Genomic DNA, 18,530 nt, shown 5'->3' with positions numbered 1-18,530 from the left:
TGCCAGGGGAGGGTCGGCCAGCACAGGCGCGCGGCGCGCGCGCAGGTGTCCTGCCGTCGCGCCTGCCTGTGCTTGTGCTCGGTGGCCCCGGCTTGAGATTGATGCTCGCGGGCTGGCAGCGACATTTCCTCGCTGCATGTTCGCTCGAGGTCGAGCGTCGCAGGCTCTTCCTCTGGCTGCCGGTGATGATGGGCGCCGGCATCCTCCTCTACTTCGCGGCCGACAGCGAACCCGCGCTCTGGGCGCCGGTGGCGGGATTCCTGCTGACCGGCGCCGCTGCCTTTGCCCTACGACAGCGGCGGCCAGCGATGCTGGCCTGTATCGCCCTCGCTACCGTCTTTGCCGGCTTCGCGGCGGCAAGCTGGCGCACCGCCAGCATCGCCGGTCCGGTGCTCGACCGCCCCCGCATCGGCCAACTCAGCGGCTTCGTCGAGGCGGTCGAGGCGCGCGATGCCGGCGCGCGCCTCGTCATCCTGGTGACGGGCCTCGCCGGACTGGAACCCGAGCGTTGGCCAAGGCGCGTACGCGTCAATGTGCGCAGCGGCACGGTCTCGCCGGGCGACCATGTCGCGGCCGTGGCGCGGCTGCTGCCGCCGCCGGGTCCGGCGCGCCCGGGGGGGTATGATTTCGGTCGGGACGCCTTCTTTCGCGGGTTGGGCGCCGTCGGCAGCGTCCCTGGCAAGATCGCGCTGACCCCGCCGCCCGTCCCGCCATTGGCGCAACTGCAGCTTGCGGCAGCGATCGACCGGGCCCGCAACGCCCTGACCAGGCGCATCGCCGAGACCGGCGGCGGGCAGGCCGGGGCGATGGCGGCGGCGCTGGTCACCGGCAAGCGTGGCCTGATCACGGAGACGACCAACACCGATCTGCGCGCTGCGGGCATCTATCATATCGTCTCGATCTCTGGGCTGCATATGGTGCTCGCCGCCGGCACGATCTTCTGGCTGGTGCGGGCGCTGCTGGCACTCTCGCAGACGCTCGCGCTGCGCTGGCCGGTCAAGAAGATCGCAGCCGTCGCGGCGATGATCGGGGCGCTCGCCTATTGCGTCTTCTCGGGTGCCGAGGTCGCGACCGTCCGTTCGCTGATCATGACGCTGGTGATGCTCGGCGCGATCCTGGTCGATCGGCCGGCGTTGAGCATGCGCAATCTTGCGCTGGCCGCGATCATCGTGCTGCTGCGCGAGCCCGAAGCCCTGCTCGGCCCGAGCTTCCAGATGTCGTTCGGAGCGGTCGCGGCCCTGATCGCCTTCGCCGAGCGTTGGGAGAGCCGCGCCCGGCCGCAGGCGCCTTCTGCGCTGCCATGGCCCGTACGGCCGCTCTGGATCGCGGCGAGTGGCATCGTGGTCACCACCTTGCTGGCGACGGCCGCGACGGCTCCCTTCGGCGCCTATCACTTCCAGACCTTCAACCCCTTCGGCCTGCTCGGCAATGCGCTGGCGCTGCCCTTCGTCTCGCTTTGCGTGATGCCGACGGCCGTCTTCGGGGTGCTCGCTTATCCCTTCGGACTCGATGCGCCGGCCTGGTGGCTGATGGGTGCCGCCTCCGAGGTCGTGCTCAAGCTGGCGCATTGGGTCGCGACCATCGACCATTCAACGCTCGTCATCGCCGCCTTCGGACCGGCTGCGCTGGCCTGCTTTGCGGCATCGCTGCTTTGGATCGCGCTCTGGACGACGAAGCTGCGCCTGCTCGCGATCCTGCCGCTCATCGTCGGCGTCGCCGTTGCGGCCAAGCCGGAGCGGCCGGATATCTTGATCGAGCGCGACGGCTCCGGCATCGCCGTGCGCGGCAAGGACGATACGCTGGTGGTCGCCGGCAAGCCCAGCCGCTTCGTCCTGCAGCAATGGCTGACCGCTGATGGTGACGGCCGCAACCCCGACGATGCCGCGCTACGGCAGGGCGCGGCCTGCGACGCCCAGGGCTGCGTCATCGCCACGAAGGATGGCCGCAGCATCGCCTATGCGCGCGACCGGCTCGCCATCATCGAGGATTGCCGCCGTGCCGATCTCGTCGTCACACCGATCCCCTGGAGCGCGCCCTGCGCCGCGAAACTCGTCGACCGCACGGCATTGAATCGGGATGGCGCGACCTCGCTCATCCGCCGGGGAGGTGGCTGGCGCAGCCTTGCTTCCGACCCGGGTGGCGCCGACCGGCCCTGGAGCCGCAAGGCCGAGGCTACGCTCCCGGCACCAGTGCGAACAGCTCCGGCGATCCCTGCCGCTTCGCCGCCCGCGGACGAGTCACCCGACGCCGAGCGGCTTCAGTAGCGCCGCATCAGATTGACCAGCCGACCCTGGATCTTGACCCGGTCGGGGCCGAGCACGCGCGTCTCGTAAGCCGGGTTGGCGGCTTCCAGCGCGATCGAGGATCCGCGTTTGCGCAGCCGCTTCAGGGTCGCTTCCTCGTCGTCGATCAGCGCGACGATGATGTCGCCGGTATTGGCGGTGTCCTGTTTGCGGATGACGACGGTGTCGCCGTCGAGGATGCCCGCATCGACCATCGAGTCGCCACGGACCTCCAGCGCGAAATGCTCGCCGCCGCCCAGCATGTCGGCGGGCAGCGCAACGGTGTGGCTGCGGCTTTGGATTGCCGAGATCGGCGTGCCGGCCGCGATGCGCCCCATCACGGGGATCGAAATCGTGCCGCGCGCATCGTCGGGTGCCGTTTCGACCGGCCTGGCCTTGCCGAGGCCGCCGTCCTTGCCCAGCCCGCCATCCTTGCCCAACCCGCCCTGAACAACCGACGGGCTGAAGCGGCCGCGCGCCGCGGGCTGGCCGCCGGCGCCCTCGGGCAGCTTGATGACTTCCAGCGCGCGAGCCCGGTTCGGCAGGCGGCGAATGAAGCCACGCTCCTCCAGCGCCATGATCAGGCGGTGGATGCCGGATTTGGACCGAAGATCGAGCGCATCCTTCATCTCGTCGAAAGAGGGAGGCACGCCGCTTTCACGCAGGCGCTCATGGATGAAGCGAAGCAGTTCGGCCTGTTTGCGTGTCAGCATGGTCCCCGCCGGCGCCCCAGAGCGCAGATTCGAAACAAATCACGAACACCATAGCCGTTCGCGTTGTGTTCCGCAAGCCGGCGCTGGCGCTAGGTCAGCCTAGCGCAACCTGATGATGCGGCAGGGATCGCCCTTCTTTGCCGGCTCGGCAAAGGCGGGGCGGATCGCCAGCGCCAGCGCCTTCGCCAAAGATCCGAGCATCGAGGAATCCTGCCGGTCGAACGGCGTCGCCTGCCAGCCTTCCGCGGTCAGGGATAGGTCGGAGCGCAGATAGTCCTCGCGCTCGTCATTGGCTGGCATGTCGCGTCCGAGAATGCCGGGTTCGCTGCGGTCGCGGTCGGCGGACGGCATGCCGAGCAGCGCCTCGATCAGCGGAACGACGAAGAGATGGCCGCAGACGATTGACGAGACCGGATTGCCGGGGAGGCCGATGGCGACCATGTCGCCGAGCCTGCCGGTCATCATCGGCTTGCCCGGGCGCATCGCTATCTTCCAGAAACCGAGCGCCATGCCCTTGCGTGTGAGGGCCTCCTGCACGAGGTCATGCGCGCCGACGGAGGCGCCGCCCAGCGTGATCAGCACGTCGGCGCCGGCATCCTGCGCGCGCCCGATCCGGGTGGCGAGGTCGGGGTGGTTGTCGCGGGCGATGCCGAGATCGAGCGCAATCGCGCCGGCCTGCTCGACGATCGCGGCCAGCGAGAAGCTGTTGGAGGCGACGATCTGGTCGGGCCCCACGGTCTCGCCGGGCAGGACGAGTTCGTCGCCGGTGGCGAGGATCGCGACCAAGGGCTTGCGGCGCACCGGCAGCATTGGATGTCCCGCTGCGGCGGCGAGGCCGAGCGCCGCGCTGTCGAGCCGGCGGCCGGCCTGCAGCAGCACGTCGCCCCTCGAGAAGTCGAGACCGGCTGTGCGGATGAACCTGCCCTGCGGCGCGCCCTCGCGCACGCGGATCGTGGCCGAGCCGACGCCGTCGGCATTCTCCTGGATCAGGATCGTGTCGGCACCTTCAGGGATCGGTGCACCGGTGAAGATCCGCACGGCCTGGCCTTGTGCGAGCGATCCCGCGAAGGAACGCCCCGCAGCGGATTCGCCGATCACGTTGAGTTCGCTGCCCGGCACGAGGTCGTCGGCGCGTACCGCATAGCCGTCCATCGCGGAGTTGGCGAAGGGGGGCTGAGTCCGCAGTGCCGTGACATCGGCCGCCAGCACGCGTCCGGCGCATTGCGCCAGCGGCAGGGTCTCGGCCGGTGTCGTTGCCGGCACGCTGTCGAGCAGGGCCTTGCGCGCAACCGGAACCGGGGTCAGGGCCATCAGCGGCCCTCCACGTCGAAGACACCGGACTTGCCGCCCGATTTGTGGACAAGCCGGATGTTTTCGATCCGCATCGCGCGGTCCGCGGCCTTGACCATGTCGTAGACGGTCAGGCAGGCGACGCTGACGGCGGTGAGCGCTTCCATCTCGACGCCGGTCTGGCCTTTCATCTTGACCTCGGCGCGCACGCGCACGCCGGGCAGGGCCTCGTCGAGTTCGAGATCGACCGCGACCTTGCTGATCAGCAGAGGATGACAGAGCGGGATCAGCTCATGCGTCTTCTTGGCGGCCATGATGCCGGCGAGCCTTGCCGTGCCGAGCACGTCGCCCTTCTTGGCGTCGCCGTCGCGCACGATCGCCAGCGTCTGCGGCTGCATCACGATGCTGCCCTCGGCGATCGCGATGCGCGAGGTCTCGGCCTTGTCGCCGACATCGACCATATGGGCCTGGCCGCGCGCGTCGAGATGGCTGAGCTTGCTCACGCGGCCACCTCGCGGCCCGGGCCATCGAGGAGATCGCGCGTCGCCTTTGCGACGTCTTCCTGGCGCATCAGGCTTTCGCCGACCAGGAAGGTCTCCACGCCGACACGCTTCAATCGGGTGACGTCGGCATGGCTGAAGATGCCGCTCTCGCCGACGATGATCCGGTCTGCTGGAATGCGCGGGGCGAGACGTTCCGTCACCGCGAGATCGACCGCGAAGCTGCGCAGGTCGCGGTTGTTGATGCCGACCAGCCGGCTCTTCAGGGCCAGCGCTCGGTCGAGCTCGGACTCGTCATGCACCTCGACCAGCACGTCCATGCCGAGATCCAGGGCGGTTCCCTCCAGATCGCGCGCGGTGGCGTCGTCGACGCCGGCCATGATGATCAGAATGCAGTCCGCACCCCAGGCCCGCGCCTCGAAGACCTGGTAGGGCTCGTAGAGAAAATCCTTGCGCAGTGCCGGCAGGCCCGAGGCCTCGCGGGCCTGCATCAGGAATTCGGGCTTGCCCTGAAAGGAGGGCGCATCGGTCAGCACCGACAGGCAGGCGGCGCCGCCCTCCGCGTAGGCGCGGGCCAGCGCCGGCGGGTCGAAATCGGCGCGGATCAGGCCCTTGGACGGGCTCGCCTTCTTGATCTCCGCGATCAGGGCAGGCTTGCCTGCAGCATGTTTGGCCGCGAGCGCATCGGCAAAGCCGCGCACCGGGGCAGCGGCCTGCGCGCGCCGCTCGATCTCGGCCTGCGGCACGGCCGCTTTGGCGGCGGCGATTTCCTGGCGCTTATAAGCCTCGATCTTGGCGAGGATGTCGGTCATCGCCGTCTCACACGTTGGAGCTGGCGACAAGGGCGGCCAGTGTCGCCTTCGCCTTGCCGGAATCAAGCGCTTCGTTGGCGCGAGCGAAACCGTCGCGCAGATCGCCGGCGTTGCCGGCCACGACGAGTGCAGCCGCGGCGTTGAAGGCCGCGATGTCGCGGAAGGCCGTCTTCTGGCCGTCGAGCACGGCGCGCAAGGCGGCGGCATTCTGTGCCGGCTCGCCACCGCGAAGATCCTCGGGCTTGGCCCGCGCCAACCCGACATCGTCGGGGCTGATCGTGAAGCTCTCGACCTTACCGTTCTCGAGCGAGACAACGCGCGTCGGACCGGTGGTCGTGATCTCGTCGAGGCCGTCCGAGCCGTGTACGGCCCAGATCCGCGACGAGCCGAGTGTCGCCAGCACCCGCACCATCGGCTCGAGCCAGGTCTCGGAGAAGGCACCGATGAGCTGCTTCTTCACGCCGGCCGGGTTGGAAAGCGGTCCGAGCAGGTTGAAGATCGTGCGGGTGCCAAGTTCGACGCGCACCGGTGCGACATGGCGCATCGAGGCATGATGGGTCGGCGCGAACATGAAGCCGACGCCGGCCTGCGCGATGCAGCGTTCGGTCGCGGCCGGGTCGAGCCCGACCTTGACCCCGAGCGCCATCAGGACATCGGCCGTTCCGGTCTTGGAGGAAGCGGCGCGGTTGCCGTGCTTGGCAACCGGCACGCCGCAGGCGGCCGTGATGATCGAGGCGAGCGTCGAGACGTTGTAGGAGCCGGAGGAATCGCCGCCGGTGCCGACGATGTCGATGGCGTCGGCAGGAGCGTTCACGGTCAGCATCTTGCCGCGCATCGCACCGACCGCACCGGTGATCTCCTCGATGGTCTCGCCGCGCACCCGCAGCGCCATCAGGAAGGCCGCGGCCTGCGCGTTGGTCACACCGCCCGAAAGAATGGTGTCGAAGGCGTCGCGAGCCTCGTCGCGCGACAGCGTGGCGCCGGTCGCGACCTTGGCGATGAAGGGCTTGAAATCGTCCATGGGAACTCTGCGGAGGTCAGGCTGTTGGGGTCAGGGCGGCGGCATCGTGCTCGCTGCGCCATCGTTGGGCGAGATCGAGGAAGTTCCGCAGGATCGTCGCGCCATGCTCGGAGGCGATGCTCTCCGGGTGGAACTGCACGCCATGGACCGGCAACTCGCGATGCGACAGGGCCATGATGAGACCGTCATCGGTCTCGGCCTCGATGTCGAAGACGGAAGGGCAGGTTGCGCGGTCCACCACGAGCGAGTGGTAGCGCGTCGCCTGCAGCGGCCCATTGATGCCCCGGAACAGGCCGCGCGCCTTGTGGCGGATCGGCGAAACCTTGCCATGCATCGGGATGGGCGCGCGCACGACGTCGCCGCCAAATGCTTGCCCCATCGCCTGCAGGCCGAGGCAGACGCCGAAGATCGGTTTCGCGCCGGCGCCCTGCCGGATCACGTCGAGGCAGATGCCTGCTTCGTTCGGTGTGCAGGGGCCAGGTGAGAGCACGATAGCGTCGTGGTCGCCGGCAAGTGCCTCATTGACCGTCAGCGCGTCGTTCCGGCGCACATCGACCTCGGCCCCGAGCCCGCCGATCAGGTGGACCAGGTTCCAGGTGAAGCTGTCGTAGTTGTCGATCAGCAGGATGCGCATCGGCTGAGACCGTGGATTTCGGGCCCCGGTCATGCACGCTCCGGGGCCGGCTGGTCAAGTTCGCGAGCCGTCCGGCATGTTGTGCGGCGCAGCGCGCGGCGCCGGCAATGCCTGTCAGCCCCTTGCCCCGCGCGGCATGCCGGCTGTTCGCACCGAGCCCTGGCCGGGAGCCGTCTCGATCCCCAGCGTCGGCAGGGCGAGGGTGCGCTGGCCGCGGAAATCGACATGGCAGACCAGCAGTCCGCGCTCTTCGATATAGGCGATCAGGCGCCGCGCCCGGCTCGGCGAATGGCTGCCATAGACGCCGGCGAGTTCCGCGTCGCTGGGGCAGGGCGCGCCTTCCAGCGCCGCCCGCGCGATGAACAGGAACAGACCGTGCAGGTCGTCGGGCAGGGCGAGCGAGGCCTCGACCGCGGCCTGCCAGGTTTCGGATTCGAGGAGCTCGTCGCTGGCGCCAGCCTTGGCGACGGCCAGTCGCCGGCGGAATTCGTCGAGACTGAGATTGCTGCGGCCGAGGCGGCGCATCCGGCAGCGCACGGTGAAATCTTGGTAGAGCACCGCGACCTGGCGCGAACGCGCCTCGGGATCGGCCATCAGCTCGCGCAGGATCTCGACCATGATGGCCTCGCGCTCGGCCGGCTCCATCGGGATCTCGGGCTCGGGTTCCGGCATCGGCGCCGGACGGTAGCTCTCGATCTGCCGCATCGTGTCCTGCACCGGGGGACGCGGACGAGGCGCTGGTCGCGGCATCCGGCTGATCGGCGCGGGCTCGTCGGCGCCGGCGGTGAAGATCAGCTTGCCGGCTTCCTCCGGCGCCTGTTCGGGCAGCGGCATCAGCCCGGGAGCGCCGCCGCGGTCGGTCGAGGATACCGAGCCGATCCTGAGCGGCAGCGGCCGCTTCGACAGAGCCGGGCCGAGCGCCACGAACTGACCGCGCTCGAGGTCGCGGAACATCTCGGCCTGGCGCCGGTCCATGCCGAGCAGGTCGGAGGCGCGGGCCATGTCGATGTCGAGGAAGGTGCGGCCCATCAGGAAGTTCGAGGCCTCGGCCGCGACGTTCTTGGCGAGCTTGGCAAGGCGCTGCGTCGCGATCACGCCGGCAAGCCCGCGCTTGCGGCCGCGGCACATCAGGTTGGTCATCGCGCCGAGCGATAGCCGGCGCGCCTCGTCGGAGACCTCGCCCGCCATCACCGGTGCGAAGAGCTGTGCCTCGTCGACGACGATCAGCATCGGGAACCAGAGCGAGCGGTCGACATCGAACAGCCCGCCGAGAAATGCGGCCGTCGCCCGCAGCTGCTCGTCGGCTTCGAGGTTCTCGAGATTGAGCACGACCGAGACGCGGTGCTGGCGCACGCGCAGGGCGACGCGCTGCAGTTCGGCCTCGCCGCACTGCGCGTCGACGACGACATGGCCGAACTGGTCGGCGAGCGAGACGAAGTCGCCCTCGGGATCGATCACCGCCTGCTGCACCAGCGGCGCACTCTGTTCGAGCAGCCGCCGCAGCAGATGCGATTTGCCCGAGCCGGAGTTGCCCTGGACGAGCAGACGCGTCGCCAGCAACTCGGCGAGGTCGAGAAGGGCGGGTTCGCCGCTCCCGCTCAAACCCATGTCGATGGCCGTCGTCATGCCGTGATCGTGTCGTTCCGCAGAAATTGACTCATGATCGCGAGGTCCCGGGCCGTCGACCGACAGGTGCACGGAGGGCTCGCGGCCGGCGCTTTTAGCACGTCATCCCGCAATTGCGTCCGAGTCGGGTGCTTGCGTCCACAGCAATCGCGGCGGTGTTTCAGCCCGGCAATTCTGTCACCGTGGGCAGCGCCGCGCCCGCTCCTCGCGCTGGATATCGGCGATAGTCCGGCGCTGGCTGTTCGACAGCGGTACGTCCTCGACATTGTCGTATTGGCAGCCGGCATTGCCGAAAGCCTCGATGCCGCGCCGCGTCCGGAAGCAGTAGCCCTGCGCCTTGTAGATCTCATTGCGGGCATACCAGAGATCGTCGCAGGTCTCGGCCCGTGCAGCCGGAGGAAACATCCCGACGCCGCATAGCAGCCCAAGCGAGGCCAATCCCATCGTCGCTGCTCGCCGCATCGTCGTTTCCCGCTCTTCGTCTCGGTCGGCGGCAATCTGCGCGACGCTGGAGGCGCGGGCAAGCGGCCTGGATGCGAGCCGCCATGCGTCGCACCGGCGTCGCCCGAGGCCGATAGCCTGATACAGGAGGAGCTGACGATGCGGATCTACAGCTATTGCGAACGGTTGAGCGACGCTTTCTGGGGCGAGCCCTGGAACGCGGTGACCAACGCCGCCTTCGTGATTGCTGCGGGAGCGGCCATCCTGCTCTGGCGCCGAGCAGGCGGGCGCGATTGGCCGGCGCTGCTCCTGATCCTGCTTGTCTTTGCGATCGGCGTCGGCTCCTTCCTGTTCCACGCCATGCCGCGGCCCTGGACGCTGGCTGCCGATGTCGTGCCCATCCAGCTCTTCGCCTTCTCCTATTTCGCGCTGGCGCTGGCGCGCTTCCTCGGCTGGCGGCCGCTGGCGACCGGGCTCGGCACGTTGGCATTCGCCGGACTGGCGTTCTCGATCTCGTGGGGGATCGCACCCTTGCTCGTGCCGATGCTGCGCGGGTCGACAGGCTATGCCGCGTTCCTGCTCGGGCTCGTCGGCATGGCCATCGCGCTGTGGCGGCGGCCGGGCGGCGCGGAAACCGCCCGGCTCCTCGGTCTTGCTGGCTTCGCCTTCGCCCTGTCCCTGACCTTCCGGACGCTCGACGGCCCGCTCTGCGGCCGCATCCCGCTTGGCACGCACTGGCTCTGGCATCTGCTGAACGCGACCGTCCTGTATCTGTTGCTGAGGGCTGCGATCGGACGGGAGGAGGCTGCTTCGGCTCCACCGCGCTGAGATCATGTGCTGGGCGCCGGCAGCTACGGTATGGCCGGTTCGCGTCGCCGGGTCGATGCATCCTGCCGGCGATCTGCTATGAGGCGGGCACGCTGAAAGAGTTGGCATGCTGAAAGAATTCTTCGCCTATTATCGCCCGCACCGGGCGCTGTTCCTGGTCGATTTCGGCTGTGCCGTGCTGTCGGGGCTGCTCGAGCTCGGTTTCCCTATGGCGGTGAAGGCCTTCGTCGACCTCTTGCTGCCACGCGGCGACTGGCCGCTGATCCTGATGGCGGGCGCCGCGCTGCTGGTCGTTTATGCGGTCAATTCCGGCCTGATGGCGGTGGTGACCTATTGGGGCCACCGTCTCGGCATCAATATCGAGACGGAGATGCGCCGGCGCGCTTTCGACCACCTCCAGAAGCTCTCTTTCCGCTTCTATGACGAGCAGAAGACCGGCCATCTCGTTGCCCGCGTCACCAAGGATCTCGAGGAGATCGGCGAGGTCGCCCATCACGGCCCCGAGGATCTGTTCATCGCGGTCATGACTTTCATCGGTGCGTTCCTGCTGATGCTGTGGGTGCATCCGCAGTTGGCCTTGATGACCGCCCTGATCGTCCCGCTCGCCGGCTTCGTCGTGGCGCGCTACGGCGCCCGGATGGCGCAGAACTGGCGCAGCCAGTTCGGCCGGGTCGGCGCCTTCAACGCCAGGCTCGAGGAGAATATCGGCGGCATGCGCGTGGTCCAGGCCTTCGCCAACGAGGCCCATGAGCGCGCGCTCTTCGCCGGAGACAACCTGCGCTACCGCACGACCAAGCTCGAGGCCTACCGCATCATGGCCGCAAGCCAGGCGATCAACTATCTGGGCATGCGCATGGTCCAGCTCGCGGTGATGCTGGCCGGCACCTGGTATGTCGTGCAGGGCAGTCTGAGCGTCGGCGGCTTCGTCGGCTTCCTGCTGCTGGTCGGCGTCTTCTACCGGCCGCTCGACAAGATCGCGAGCGTGATCGAGACCTATCCGAAGGGCATCGCGGGCTTCCAGCGCTATCGCGAGTTGCTGGCGACCGAGCCCGACATCGCCGACGCTGCCGACGCGATCGATGCTCCGGTTCTGAAAGGCGACATCCGCTTCGAGAAGGTCGATTTCGGCTATGCCAGCGGCCGGCCCGTGCTCGCCGGCATAGACCTGTCTGTCGCGGCCGGCGAGACGGTCGCCTTCGTCGGGCCGTCGGGCGCCGGGAAGACGACGCTGCTCTCGCTGCTGCCGCGGTTCTACGAGGTCGATGCCGGTCGGATCACGGTCGATGGGCATGACATCCGCAAGTTGACGCTGGCTTCCCTGCGTCGCCAGATCGGCATCGTGCAGCAGGACGTCTTCCTGTTCGCCGGGACGATCCGCGAGAACATCGCCTATGGCCGGCTCGATGCGAGCGAGGACGAGATCACGGAAGCCGCACGCCGCGCCCGTCTGGAGACGATGATCGCCGACCTGCCGGCCGGGCTCGACACGGTGATCGGCGAACGCGGCGTCAAGCTTTCGGGCGGGCAGAAGCAGCGCCTCGCCATCGCCCGCATCTTCCTGAAGAACCCGCCGATCCTGATCCTCGACGAGGCGACCTCGGCGCTCGACACCGAAACGGAAGCCGCGATCCAGCAATCCCTGACGGAGCTGGCGGAGGGCCGCACGACGCTGGTGATCGCGCATCGCCTTGCCACGATCCGCCATGCCGACCGCATCGTCGTGGTGACCCAGGCCGGTATCGCCGAGCAGGGCCGGCACGAGGATCTGGTGCGGGCCGGCGGACCCTATCAGGCCCTGCACGAGGCACAGGTCGCGCCGCTGAGGCTTGCGATGGGAACGGCGGCCGAGTGACCGGGCGCATCGCAGCGCGGGAACCGGCACGCCACCTTCTTCGTTGAGATAGGCGGGCATTCGGGGGGAAAGGTGATGCGCTCTCGCTCGACCGTTCTGGCGTTGATGTCGATGTTGCTGGTCGCCGGCCCGGCCTTGGCGCAGATGGTCGGCACGCCGAGCACCGGCCCTCTCTATCCCGGCGGCCCGAGGCAGGGCATCGGCCCGCCATCGATCACGGATTCGGTGCCCGATATCCGGCTGCGCCAGGATGGCGGCGGCATTCCAGGCGCTGGACCGCCGATGGACTACGGTCGGCCGAGCGGGGCGCCATCCTATGGACAGCCCGCCGTGGGCGCGCGCGGCACCTACGGCCTGTCTCGGCCGAGGCAGGTCGCCGTCCGGCACTGCGAAACGCCGCGCTTGACCTGCCGGCTCAGGCGAGCCGCCCTTCTGGGCGACGACTGCTCATGCCGGTCGCGTGGCAAGGCGGTGCGCGGCTACGCGGTTCCGTAAGATCGGCATCCGTAAGACCGGAACTGGGAAGACAGGACTTGGACTCGCCTTCTTCCGGGGCTCGTTCTATAAAAGAACAAATGAAGAACGCGAGTGCCCATGCCCCCGATGCCCAACTCTCTCGCCGACCTGCGCCGCCACCTCGCAGAGGCGGCGCTGCGCACTGTGCCGGCTGCGGTCGGGCAGGTGAGTTTCGGCGCACCCGCTCTCGACGGTGCGCTGGGTGGCGGCATCGCGCGGGCCGCGCTGCACGAGGTCTATGCGCCCGGCACGGCCGATCTCGTGGCGGCGACGGGCTTCGCGGTCGGGCTGGCGATCCGGGCGGCAGGACAGCGCCCGATCCTCTGGGTCCGGCAGGATGTCGTCGATGCCGAGACCGGCCGCCTGCATCCGCCGGGGCTGACCGAGCTCGGCCTCGATCCGGGGCGCGTCCTGCTGGTGAGGGCGCGTGATGCCGAGGGCGTGCTGCGGGCCGGCTCCGAGGCGGCCCGCTGTGCGGCGCTGGGGGCGGTTCTGATCGAGCCCTGGGGCGAGCCGCGCCGCCTCGATCTGACCGCGAGCCGGCGCCTGTCGCTGGCGGCGGAGGGTTCGGGCACGACGACGCTGCTGCTGCGCGCCGCCGTGTCGCCGCAGCCTAGCGCGGCCCGGACACGCTGGCAGGTTGCGGCCCTGCCGTCGCGGGCGCTGGAGGCGAATGCGCCGGGCGACCCGGCTTTCAGCCTCAGGCTGCTGCGCCATCGCGGCGGCCTGGGCGAGCGTGAGTGGCGTGTGGAGTGGAGCCGTGACCGACAATCCTTCCAGGCAAGCCCGTCTTTCCAGGACAGCCAATCCTTCCAGGCAAACGATGTCCGAGACCGCCAACTCGCAATGGGGCCTCCCGACAGGGCAGATCAACGCAAGGCCAATCCCGATGCCGCGCCGCTATCTGGCGATGTGGTTTCCTTTCCTGCCGACAGACCGGCTGCGGCGGGAAGGGCGGGTCCCGGCATCAGGCGCGCCGGCTGACGCCCCGCTGGTCGTCTTCGCCACGGTGCGCAACGCGCTCCGGCTTGTCGATTGCGACCAGCGCGCGGTGTCGCTCGGCCTGACGCGCGACCTGACGCTGGCCGATGCGCGCGCCCGGATTCCGTCCCTGCTGGCGATCGAGGCCGAGCCTGAGGCCGACGCGGCCTTGCTGGGCCGGCTCGCGGCCTTCTGCGACCGCTTCACGCCGCTGGTCGCCCTTGATCTGCCGCATGGGCTGATGCTCGACATCACTGGTTGCGCCCATCTCTTCGGCGGCGAGGCGGAGCTTCAGGCGGCGATCGGCCGCTGGATGCGGGCCGGCGGCCTGAGCCATCGCGCTGCCATCGCCGGAACGCCGGAAGCGGCGCATGCGCTGTCGCGCTACGGAGGCGGCGGCGTCGTCCCGCCGGGGGAGGAGGAAGCAAGACTGCGCCCGCTTCCGGTCGCCGCGCTGGAACTCGCGCCCGAGACCGTGATCGCGCTGTCTCGGGCCGGCCTCAGGACATTGGCCGACCTTGCCGAGCGCCCGTCCTTCACCCTGTCGGCCCGCTTCGGCGAGGATCTGGCGACGAGGCTCCGGCGCACGCTGGGGCATGAGGATGCGCGGATCACGCCGCTGCGTCCGCCTCCGGCCTGCGTCGTCGAACGCCATTTCGCCGAGCCCATGCTCGACAGCGAAGGGCTGGCAGAGGTGGTCGCACGGCTGATCGCGGAAGCCGCACGGGTGCTCGAACTGCGCGGCGAGGGCGGGCGTGCCTTCGAGGTCAGCTTCTTCCGCAGCGACGGTGCGGTCCGGCGGCTCACGGTCGAGACCGGGCGGCCCTCGCGCGATGCCGCCGCCATCCTGCGGCTCTGGCGCGAACGCATCGACACGCTGGCCGACCCGCTCGATCCGGGCTTCGGCTTCGATGCGGTCCGGCTCGCCGTGCCGATCTGCGAGCCGCTGGGCGAGACGCAGGCCAGCCTCGATCGCCGAGCGGTGGAGGACGAGGCGGTGGCCGATCTCGTCGACCGGCTGGTCACGCGCTTCGGCCGGGACCGTGTGCTGCGCTTCGTGGCGCAGGATACCCATCACCCCGTACGCGCGGCGAAGGCCATGTCTGCTGCGATGCCTGCTGCCATGTCGGCGGCGCTGCCGGCCTCGATCTCCGCCTGGCCGACGCCGGAGCCGGATGAGCCGCCGACGCGTCCGCTCCAGCTCTTCGAGCCGCCCCAGCCGGTCGAAGCCCTCGCCGAGGTGCCTGACGGCCCGCCGATCCGCTTCCGCTGGCGTCGCCTGATCCATGACGTCGCCCGCGCCGAGGGACCCGAACGCATCGCGCCGGAATGGTGGCGCGACGGTTCCTGCGAACCGATGCGCGACTATTACCGTGTCGAGGATGCTCAGGGACGCCGCTTCTGGCTCTTCCGCGTCGGCTTCCACGAGCCGGGCCAGGACCCGCCGCGCTGGTTCCTGCACGGGCTCTTCGCATGACTCAATTTGCCAGAACTTTCGCTGAACCCGTTGCCGCGACGAACTTTTCCTTCCTGCGTGGCGCTTCGCCCGGTCCCAATCTGGTGCTGACCTCGCTGCTGCTCGGCCATGCCGGCATCGGCATTGCCGACCGTAACACGCTGGCCGGCGTGGTCCGGGCCTGGAGCGCGCTCAGGGCTCTGCGGGAGGATGGCCAGCCTGCTCCCGAGAAGATCAGGGAAGGCGGCAGTCCCGGTGAATATGTCTGGATGGAGAACCCGGCCTTCGCGGAACTGTCCCTCACCCGAGAGCACATCCGGGGCGTCGCGAAGGCCTTCAAGCTCGCTGTCGGCAGCCGGCTCGTCTTCGCCGAGGGCACGCCCGACATCGTCGTCTACCCGGCCAACAGGCAGGGGTGGCGGCGGCTCTGCCGCCTGCTCAGCCATGGCAATCAGAAGGAGGGCGTGCAGAAGGGAGAATGCCGCCTCGTCCTCGACGATCTCCTCGCCGATGCACGCGATCTCCTGCTGATCCTGATGCCCGGCCGCAGCCTCGACGGCCTGCCGGCGCTGCTCGCCCGGCTGGACGATGCTGCTCCCGGCGCGGTCTGGCTCGGCGCCACAATGCATCGCCGTGGCGACGACCGCCGTCGCCTTGCACGTCTGAAAGCGATCGCGGCCGCGGCCCGCACGCCGCTGCTGGCGACCAATGACGTGCTCTACGATGCGCCCGAGCAGCGCGACCTGCAGGACGTGCTGACCTGCATCCGCGAGGGCGTCTCGATCGAGCGGGCAGGGCGCCTGCTCGAGGTCAATGCCGAACGCCATCTCAAGACGCCGCAGGAGATGACGCGGCTGTTCCGCGACGCACCCGAAGCCATCGCGGAGACGCAGCATCTTTTTTCGCGCATCGAATTCGATCTGAAGCAGCTCGAATACGAATATCCGGACGAGCCCGTCCCGCCCGGCTGGAACGATCAGGCCTGGCTCGAGGAGCTGGTGCGCCGCTGTGGCGAAATTCGCTATCCGCAGGGCGTGCCCCAGAAGGTCACCGGCCTGCTGCGCAAGGAGCTCGATCTGATCGCGCGACTGAAATACGCCCGCTACTTCCTCACCATCCGCCAGATCGTCGAATTCGCCCAGAAGGAAGGCATCCTCTGCCAGGGGCGGGGCTCGGCCGCTAATTCAGCTGTTTGCTACGTCCTCGGCATCACCGCGGTCGACCCGGCCGAGAATGACGTGTTGTTCGAGCGTTTCCTCTCGACGGAGCGAAGGGAGCCGCCCGATATCGACGTCGATTTCGAGCATGAACGGCGCGAGGAGGTGATCCAGTGGATCTACAAGACCTATGGCCGTGACCGCGCCGGCATCGCCGCGACCGTGATCCGCTATCGCCCGCGCAGCGCCATCCGCGACGTCGGCAAGGCGCTGGGGCTGACCGAGGACATCACCGCCCGCATCGCCGATACGCAATGGGGCAGCTGGGGCACCGAGATCGGCGACGAGCGGGTGCGCCAGGCCGGGCTCGATCCGACCAACCCGACGGTGCGCCGCGCCGTCGATTTCGCCGTCCGGCTGCTCGGCTTTCCGCGCCATCTCTCGCAGCATGTCGGCGGCTTCATCCTGGCGCGCGGGCGCCTCGACGAGCTGGTTCCGATCGGCAAGGCCGCCATGGCGGAGCGCACCTTCATCGAATGGGACCGCGACGACATCGACGAACTCGGCCTGATGAAGGTCGATGTGCTGGCCTTGGGCATGCTGACCTGCATCCGCAAGGCCTTCGATTTGCTGCGCGAGCATGATGTGGCCGATCTGGGCCTTGCCGACGTGCCTGGGGGGGACAAGGCGACCTACGACATGCTCTGCGAGGGCAAGTCGCTCGGCGTCTTCCAGGTCGAGAGCCGGGCGCAGATGAACATGCTGCCACGGCTGCGACCGCGCGAGTTTTACGACCTCGTCATCCAGGTCGCCATCGTTCGGCCCGGCCCGATCCAGGGGGACATGGTCCATCCCTATCTGCGGCGTCGGGCGGGGGCCGAGGAGGTGAGCTATCCCTCGCCATCTCCCGACCATGGTCCGTTCGACGAGCTCTACACGGTGCTGTGTAAGACCAAGGGCGTACCGCTTTTCCAGGAACAGGCGATGAAGCTTGCCATGGTTGCTGCGAGGTTCTCGGACAGCGAGGCCAACGGCCTGCGCAAGGCGATGGCGACCTTTCGCAGCGATGGAACCATCGGCAGCTATGAGGATCTCATGGTCGGCCGCATGGTCGAGCGCGGCTACGAGCCGGATTTCGCCCGACGCTGCTTCGAGCAGATCAAGGGGTTCGGCAGCTACGGTTTCCCCGAAAGTCACGCCGCCTCCTTCGCCAAACTGGTCTACATCTCCTCCTACTTGAAATGCCACCACCCGGCGGCCTTCGCCTGCGCGCTGCTGAACTCCCAGCCGATGGGTTTCTATGCCCCGGCCCAGATCGTGCGCGAAGCGCAAGAATATGGCGGCGTCGAGCCGCGTGCGATCGATGTGAGCTTCAGCGGCTGGGATAATTGGCTGGAGCGCGGAGGAAAGCCCTTCGCCCTGCGGCTCGGATTCCGCCAGATCGACGGCTTTCAGGAGGAGTGGGGTTTGCGCATCGAGGCTGCCCGTGCCGACGGCTACCACGATGTCGAGGATCTGATGCGCCGTGCTGTTCTGCCCGGCCGTGCCATGCGCCTGCTGGCGGATGCCGATGCCTTCCGCTCCCTCGGTCTCGACCGGCGTGAGGCGCTATGGGCGGTGCGCCGGCTGCCGGATGACGATGCCTTGCCGCTTTTCGCCGCCGCGCAGGCCCGCGAACTGGGCTCGGAGCCTGCGGTGCCGCTTCCCGTCATGCCGCTGCCGCAGCAGATCGTTGCCGACTACCAGACGGTGCGGCTGTCGCTCAAGGGCCACCCGATGGGCATGCTCCGGCCGGTCTTCCGGCGCGACGGCGTGCTGAGCTGCGCCGAACTCGACAATCGGCCCGATGGCAGCTGGGCACGGGCTGCCGGCGTCGTGCTGGTGCGCCAGCGCCCCGGCAACGGCAAGGCGATCTTCATCACGCTCGAAGACGAGACCGGCATCGCCAACATCCTGCTCTGGGCGAGGCAGTTCGAACGCTTCCGCCGCGAGGTCATGAGCGGGCGCCTGCTCCAGATCGAGGGCAGGGTGCAGAAGAGTCGGGAAGGCGTGGTTCATCTGATGGGCCAGCGCGTCGTCGATCGGACTGCCGAGCTGGGTAGCCTCTCGGATACACACCGCACAGAAATCGCGCTCGCGCGGGCTGACGAACTCCGCAACCCGCCGCCGCCCCGTGGCCGTCACCCACGCGACGTCCGCGTTCTGCCGAAATCGCGCGACTTCCACTGATGTGCCCGCAGAATGATCGGTATGCCTATTTGGTGTGCGAAAAACGTCGTGACGTATGCCTGATGCCGAGACATGGCGATCCCTTGGGCGGCAATCGGTCCGCTCCTATCCCAAAGTCCTAGTCTTACGACCTTCGTCTGGCATGCCGGTTGCTAACCCCTCCCGGCCGCGGCTCGACAGGTCGCAGGCCAA

General features: G+C 68.7%; 15 protein-coding genes. 7 read left to right on the top strand and 8 right to left on the bottom strand.

Translation table 11 applies throughout. The features are described from left to right. Positions 1–101 precede the first annotated feature (101 nt). Positions 102–2,264, top strand: coding sequence for a ComEC/Rec2 family competence protein (locus VGN82_RS15065; protein WP_327527926.1), 2,163 nt, complete (start codon positions 102–104; stop codon positions 2,262–2,264). Here VGN82_RS15065 and lexA read toward each other — a convergent pair. The 8 genes from lexA to VGN82_RS15025 form a co-directional block, all read right to left on the bottom strand. Next, positions 2,258–2,995 carry a transcriptional repressor LexA gene (gene lexA / locus VGN82_RS15060; RefSeq protein ID WP_327527828.1) on the bottom strand — a complete coding sequence of 246 codons (738 nt, stop codon included), beginning with the start codon at positions 2,993–2,995 and terminating at the stop codon, positions 2,258–2,260. The two genes, VGN82_RS15065 and lexA, sit on opposite strands and share 7 nt — an antisense overlap. 99 nt (positions 2,996–3,094) lie before the next feature. After that, positions 3,095–4,306, bottom strand: coding sequence for a molybdopterin molybdotransferase MoeA (locus VGN82_RS15055; RefSeq protein WP_327527827.1), 1,212 nt, complete (start codon positions 4,304–4,306; stop codon positions 3,095–3,097). Further along, on the bottom strand, positions 4,306–4,788 hold the full coding sequence (gene moaC, locus VGN82_RS15050; protein WP_327527826.1) for a cyclic pyranopterin monophosphate synthase MoaC: 483 nt from the start codon (positions 4,786–4,788) through the stop codon (positions 4,306–4,308). The genes VGN82_RS15055 and moaC overlap by 1 nt, the downstream gene beginning before the upstream one ends. Continuing rightward, positions 4,785–5,597, bottom strand: a complete 813-nt coding sequence (trpC, locus tag VGN82_RS15045) for an indole-3-glycerol phosphate synthase TrpC (RefSeq protein ID WP_327527825.1) — start codon at positions 5,595–5,597, stop codon at positions 4,785–4,787. Before trpC ends, moaC begins: the two co-directional genes overlap by 4 nt. Before the next feature lie 7 nt (positions 5,598–5,604). Continuing rightward, positions 5,605–6,618, bottom strand: coding sequence for an anthranilate phosphoribosyltransferase (gene trpD, locus VGN82_RS15040; RefSeq protein WP_327527824.1), 1,014 nt, complete (start codon positions 6,616–6,618; stop codon positions 5,605–5,607). Positions 6,619–6,634: 16 nt separating this feature from the next. Continuing rightward, entirely contained in the window at positions 6,635–7,285 is a 651-nt protein-coding gene (locus tag VGN82_RS15035; protein WP_327527823.1) for an anthranilate synthase component II, read from the bottom strand. A gap of 81 nt (positions 7,286–7,366) precedes the next feature. Continuing rightward, positions 7,367–8,878: an ATP-binding protein gene (locus tag VGN82_RS15030; protein ID WP_327527822.1), complete on the bottom strand. Its 1,512-nt coding sequence runs from the start codon at positions 8,876–8,878 to the stop codon at positions 7,367–7,369. A gap of 177 nt (positions 8,879–9,055) precedes the next feature. Next, complete coding sequence (locus tag VGN82_RS15025) at positions 9,056–9,340, bottom strand: YARHG domain-containing protein (protein WP_414644294.1); 285 nt, start codon at positions 9,338–9,340, stop codon at positions 9,056–9,058. Positions 9,341–9,478: 138 nt separating this feature from the next. On the opposite strand from VGN82_RS15025, the gene VGN82_RS15020 reads away from it, so the two are divergent. The 6 genes from VGN82_RS15020 to VGN82_RS14995 all read left to right on the top strand — a co-directional run bounded on the left by VGN82_RS15020 (position 9,479) and on the right by VGN82_RS14995 (position 18,338). After that, positions 9,479–10,147, top strand: coding sequence for a ceramidase domain-containing protein (locus tag VGN82_RS15020; RefSeq protein WP_327527821.1), 669 nt, complete (start codon positions 9,479–9,481; stop codon positions 10,145–10,147). Between the two features lie 106 nt (positions 10,148–10,253). After that, positions 10,254–11,999 (top strand): ABC transporter ATP-binding protein, encoded by a 1,746-nt coding sequence (locus VGN82_RS15015; RefSeq protein WP_327527820.1) that lies wholly within the window; start codon positions 10,254–10,256, stop codon positions 11,997–11,999. Between the two features lie 75 nt (positions 12,000–12,074). Further along, positions 12,075–12,494, top strand: a complete 420-nt coding sequence (locus VGN82_RS15010; RefSeq protein ID WP_327527819.1) for a hypothetical protein — start codon at positions 12,075–12,077, stop codon at positions 12,492–12,494. A gap of 99 nt (positions 12,495–12,593) precedes the next feature. Then, entirely contained in the window at positions 12,594–13,499 is a 906-nt protein-coding gene (locus VGN82_RS15005; RefSeq protein WP_327527818.1) for an ImuA family protein, read from the top strand. Beyond that, positions 13,405–14,973: a Y-family DNA polymerase gene (locus VGN82_RS15000; protein ID WP_327527817.1), complete on the top strand. Its 1,569-nt coding sequence runs from the start codon at positions 13,405–13,407 to the stop codon at positions 14,971–14,973. The genes VGN82_RS15005 and VGN82_RS15000 overlap by 95 nt, the downstream gene beginning before the upstream one ends. Next, positions 14,970–18,338 carry an error-prone DNA polymerase gene (locus tag VGN82_RS14995; RefSeq protein WP_327527816.1) on the top strand — a complete coding sequence of 1,123 codons (3,369 nt, stop codon included), beginning with the start codon at positions 14,970–14,972 and terminating at the stop codon, positions 18,336–18,338. Before VGN82_RS15000 ends, VGN82_RS14995 begins: the two co-directional genes overlap by 4 nt. Positions 18,339–18,530 lie beyond the last annotated feature (192 nt).

Origin of the sequence: Allobosea sp., assembly GCF_035999205.1 — a bacterium.
GTDB lineage: Bacteria > Pseudomonadota > Alphaproteobacteria > Rhizobiales > Beijerinckiaceae > Allobosea.
The sequence above is the reverse complement of the archived record's forward strand: the minus strand, read 5'-3'. Positions and strand labels throughout refer to the sequence as shown.